Annotated in this window: 1 protein-coding gene; it reads right to left on the bottom strand. The window is 40.0% G+C overall.

Annotation, left to right across the window (positions count from 1 at the left end):
- On the bottom strand, positions 1 to 5,044 hold a 5,044-nt coding region (locus B0680_RS10500; RefSeq protein ID WP_456080958.1), incomplete at its 3' end, for a putative barnase/colicin E5 family endoribonuclease.
- Positions 5,045 to 5,670 lie beyond the last annotated feature (626 nt).

Below are 5,670 nucleotides of genomic sequence, written 5' to 3'. Positions count from 1 at the left end.
AATATTGTACCGGTACACAGATATTCATCAGCTTATCAAACCAAGTGTCATGCTTTAATTCACGAAGTTTAAGCTTAGCTTTGGTTTTATTTGAGAACTGCTGATTAGTCAGGATCAAAGCTAGTACTTTAGGGATAGCATCAGAGCTGGTATCTCTAAAGATTTCATTGAACTGGTTTTCAATATAAGACATATACTGTTTATCGTTCATGTCTTGTGCAGCAGTGTAGTCTTCAGGTGAGTAATCTTCAACTGTAGCAAATTGATTGACTACCTGCTCATATACTTTATTCAGCTCTGAGATTAAATGTCTGTTTGTACCTTCTTCATAGATATGCTTGAGTACAGCAAACACAGCAGCATAAGCAGCTGACTCTTTATCAGTCATACTGATTGGGTTGTTGCTAAACACAGTATCAAAGCTTTCATCCAGTACAGACTTCATATCAGCTGTTAGCGACTCATAGTGTGTATCGTAAATGGTTGATACCATTAAATCCAAGTGATTAGACCATTCAGTAGTGATGCCTTCATCTTTTATGCGTTTATAGACTTCAGTTGCTGATTGCTTATGGATTTCATCAAACACTTGAGAGAAACGAGTGGTATCGTTGCTCTCTGTTTCGTTTTGTGATACATTAGTTTTATCAGATGCTCCCACATCACCACGATGACGTGTAGGGGTGTTGTGCGTAGATAAGGACAAATCGTTACTCTTTGCCTTATCACCATCTGACTTTTCATCAAATATTTCAAAAGCGTTCATAAGCCAGCTATTACTACCTTCTCTCTTAATGAGTGTCACACGGTATCCGCTGTACTCAATAAAGATACTTCTTGCAGTCCCTCGTTCATATACTTGACTTGTACTACCTGAAGCGATTGCCTGTACCACCTTATTTTCAAGCATTTCAACCACTTCATCATAGCTCATATCATCTTTACGCATACGAGCTTCAATGATATGGCTGATACCCATAGCACCTTTGGTTTTACCATTGGCTTTGATAGTACCTGTACTACCCCAAACAAAATCAACCCAGCCAATATCATTGCGATACATCGCACGCTTAACATCAGCTTTAGTTACGATTGCTTTATTCATAGCGTCCTTACCACGCTTGATATTCTCCTGTACTGATTTCATTGCTGATTTACTATAGACAGGTTGTACTGGTGTCACAGGTAAATCTGTCACTGTATCCATCAAATCATGAACAGTTTCAGCAAAGGCTTTATACCCTGTCTTGCCTAAGCCAAGAGCAGAATACACAGCAGCGATAAAGTAATCAAAGGCATGACTAACTCGTTTAGACAGTGTTAAGCCTTTGATATTCTCTAGCTTAAGGGTATTATCAATAAACTTAGCCATCGCAGGTTCAGTCATACCATAAGCCACAAACTCACTCAGTGCCTGCTCTCTTGGTAGATCTTTGATGATATTTAAAATATCATTAAGCTCAGGACTGGTTGTACCACTATGCCATGCTTGTAGCACTTGATCCATCATTTGATATAGATGATTGATAGGCTTAGCATACTTTGGATTGTTACTTTGAATACTGGCTTCAGTCAGTGCATGAAGTAGCTCATGGTTAATCAGCTTAAGCTTAGCCCCATCCGCTGCTGTTGGGTCATGGATAACAGGATCAAGCGTAATGGTGTTATTGCTTAGATCATACTTAGCATAACCCCCAGTGACTTCACTAACATCAATTTTCACTTTTGGATTGAAGTCTTTTACAGCACTCATCAGATACTTATTCAAGCTCTTGCTAAAAGCATGAGCATTGGTTAATCCAGAGATATAAGATTGAAGCTGAGCAACTGTTTTGATAGTAGGCTGTACTTCTGTTGCCACGCTTTCTGTAGCAGTATTAACAGTGATATCAGCAACAGGACTCTCTGTGATTACCCCATCGCCCATTAGAGCCATAATAGCATCAGCATTCATCCCACCACCTTCAAAGACAGCAGGTTGACTGGTTAAGCCAACATGAGTAGGTACAAACTCTTTTTGTACACGATCATAGCCCAACCAAGTCTTTTCATACTGGTTATAAAGATATACTGGCTTATCCAGTTTATTGGCATAGCTGATGATCTCTTTGGCTTTAAATCCAGTATAGATGCGACCATCTTTACCCTCATACATCGCATCACTGACATATACAGCATCTGCTTCATTGATAGATAAATAAGTGACTTTCATGCTATTGTTTTGGTAGAGAGCATTATCACCTTTGCGTGGGTAATCTTTGATATTATGCTTCAGCCATTGATGAGCAGCATCACTTGATCCTTGGTTATCCTCACGCTTCATATCATCTGGTACAGCCAAGTCATACTGTAAGCCAGCATTAGCCATCATAGCTTTGAACTCACGAGTCTTAGCTGTACCACCACCCATGATATATCTAGGTGTTACTGCTCTTGGGTTAGCCACGAACTCCACAGGTTTAACAAACTTGATGTTGTACTTCTCTGCCAAGCTTAGTACTTGCTTTGGAATAGTCTCACCTACTTTACCCAGTACAGACTCTACCTGTTCACGAGATTTATCAATGAGTTTTTTATCGTCATCTGTGATAGTGTACTCACCCAACTCACCTGCATACTGGCTAACGGTTTCAATCTCCATCAGCATATCAAGCTTGTTTCGCTCATTCTGCCATACACTTCCTGATTGCTTATACAAAGCAGATAATGCACCCATCGTTGCACCAGACTGTGATAAATCCAGTTCAATTTCTTTGGTTTCATGTAGCTCTAGCATTGCTTCAGTGGTTTGCTTCAGTGCTTTTAAACTCTCAAGTTGACCATTATATGAAGCCAATGCAATAAACGCTGCTTTGTTCTGATGGTTAATCATATCAATCTGATTATCCAGTGCACCAATATTCGCATCATGGACGTTGATATTGATACGCTTACCCAAAGCCATGGCGTAAGATGAGATATAGCTATCCATTGACTGTGTCTGAGCTGAGTTAGCCAGTAGTGCTTTGCCTGTCAGTTCACGAGTACGAATACCTGTATTACCACTAAATGTTTGCAGTAACCCATCTTCGTTCATCACATAGAACTCATTCTCTGAGATGCCATCAGTATCCCCCTTGAGTACACTGTCATTCTCAGTCAGTTGGATCATTGAGCCAGTTTCATTTCTTTCAGCACTATATGCTGTATGGATCTTGGCTTGTAATCCATCCATAATCTTATGCACATATTCTTGTCTGTCTTGATCAGTCAGACCTACAATCTGCATTTCTTTTTCAGCAATCTTTTTAGCTTCTTCTTCAGAATAGCCTTGCTTGATCCAATGCAATGTATCTCGCTCAATGACTTTTTGAATAGCCTTGGCTTCTACCTTTTTATACACTTCAGTAAATAAAGCGATATTGGCTTGTAGTAGCTCCATATTCACTTGCTTAGCATTGATGTAGTCTTCTTCATACTGACGCAATGTAGCAATGACAGCTTCACCTACGCTGTTGTCATAGACTTCTTGTAGTTTGGTTTCTGTCTTTTGATCAAACCAAGCATGAAGCAGTACTCTTGGATTGATAGATGTATCAAAGTTTACTTCACCCTTTTTACCATCTGTTGTAGGATCGTTTTCCACAACCAGAGATACCGTCTTTTGTCCAGTAAGATCTTGGATAACTTCCATCAGTTCAGCCAGACTTGGATCTTTACCTTCTTTACCTTTGTCGTAGATGACCTTTTCACGAATGACATCGTACTCTTCTTTGCTAATCTCACCATCCAAATAGCGTTGATAAGCTTCTTTATCTTTATTAGCCGCTTTTACCATGATGGCTTGAGTATCTTTCATGAACTCACCAAACACAGAGCGTCCTAGTGCTTTCATACCTGCACCATAGTTAAATGGTACAAGGATAGCCTTAGCCACACTACGCTTTGAAAGTGCAGTATGTACTTTTTGGATACTCTCAATGTGCTTTAAACTGGTTTGTAATTGCTGGATTTGCTCTTGCTTAGCTGGATCTTTTGTTTTGGCTTTAGCCAGTTCATCTTCCAAGCGAGTGATCTTATCATTAATCTTTTGAATATAGCTGTCAGAGAGATTAGGATCTAACGCAGCTTTCAAGAAATCCACAAAGCCAGTATAATAATCCCCCACGGTATTATCATGACGAGCTTGGAAGTAGTTTCTATACTGACTCTGAGATACATAAAAGCCAGTACGATCAAGTAGCTTCTTATCAATTGCACCATTCCAGATATGAGCCAATGCTGCACCGTTGTTTAGACCATCAGAGCCTAAGCCAAGTGAAGTAGTCAATGATACAGTAGCTTCTTGGTTTTCAGTAGCATTATGGAATTTAGTCATCTCCATCAATGCACGCAATGAGCTTGCACCCATATCCATGTCAGCTACTGCTGTTGTAATCTTATCCATTTCTGATGCGGTTAGCTTCTCACCGTTCATTTGCTTGGTGACAGCTTTCATAGCATCTTGGATATAGTCTTGACCCATATAATCCAAGAAAGCAGGAATGAATACATAGCTTGGTAGCTTATCTACAGTAAAGCCTGTTTTAAACGTTTCAGCATATTCACTGTTTTTAATCCAAGTCTCAATGAAGTCTTCACTACCTTCAGCATTCTCACCCATGGCACGGATATAGAACATCAGCTTAAGCTCTTCATTAGTTAAGTCTTTGGCTTTGATCTTTGAGCCTTTATCCTTAAGCTTAGCTACCATGCTCTCAAGCGTACTCTTACCCTTTTGCTTAATCTTGATAGATACTTTGAAGTTCTTTAGATCAGCCATTGCACGATGTAGCTTAGAGCCTTGGATATTCATCACGGTTGCATTGAGATGCATACGAGAGTTCACCGCCATGAACATAGTATCCCAGTATTCTCGTACACCATTGACTGCTGGAATAGCAGTAATCCAACTGACTGCATTTTCCCAATCTCGCTTAGTTGCTTCAGCTTTACCTAGCATACCTGCATGATCTCTGTCATGCTTTGAGTCTAGCTGTTCTTGGGTTACTTGTGAACCAATCATCTGATGGAATGCATCTGAATGCTCTGCTTCCAATCCAGTAGCTAAAGCAAAGAAATCTTCTTCAATTACCATAGACTCTTGCTGTGCTTTACTGACTCGTTCAGCTTGCACTTTACTGACTTTAGCAATGGTACGCTTAATCTTTTCTTTAACACTCTCTGGCTTAGGTGCTCTGAGTAATGGGTAACGAGCCATACTCACACCACCCATAATATCAGCCAAGAAACTACCTGTACCTTTATTTAGTTCAGCGATCTCATCTAATAGATCATTACGACCTTCCCCTGTTTCATCAGTGAATGATACAAAACGAGCCACACTAAATGCACTGTTTGCTTTCGTTGTTTGTTGGCTTTCTTCAAGCAGGGCTTTTTGATCATCTGGGTTCATATCCAGTTTAGCAATATTGGCTTCATGATCAGCCATAGACATCTCTTGGATGTGGATAAGATCAGCACCTTGCATGGCTGTAATTACCCAGTTACCCAAAGCACTATGTAAATCTGATTCCATCTTGTCAGAACCAAAGCTACTACGCTTGATATTAAGTGTTTGTGTAACACGACTACCTAAGCTGTTTGCCAGTGTCAATGCAGAGACACCACGATATGTACCGGTCAACTATT

Source organism: Moraxella pluranimalium, assembly GCF_002014825.1.
Classification (GTDB): domain Bacteria; phylum Pseudomonadota; class Gammaproteobacteria; order Pseudomonadales; family Moraxellaceae; genus Moraxella; species Moraxella pluranimalium.
Note: the sequence above shows the minus strand (reverse complement) of the source record. Positions and strands in the feature narration are given on the sequence as shown.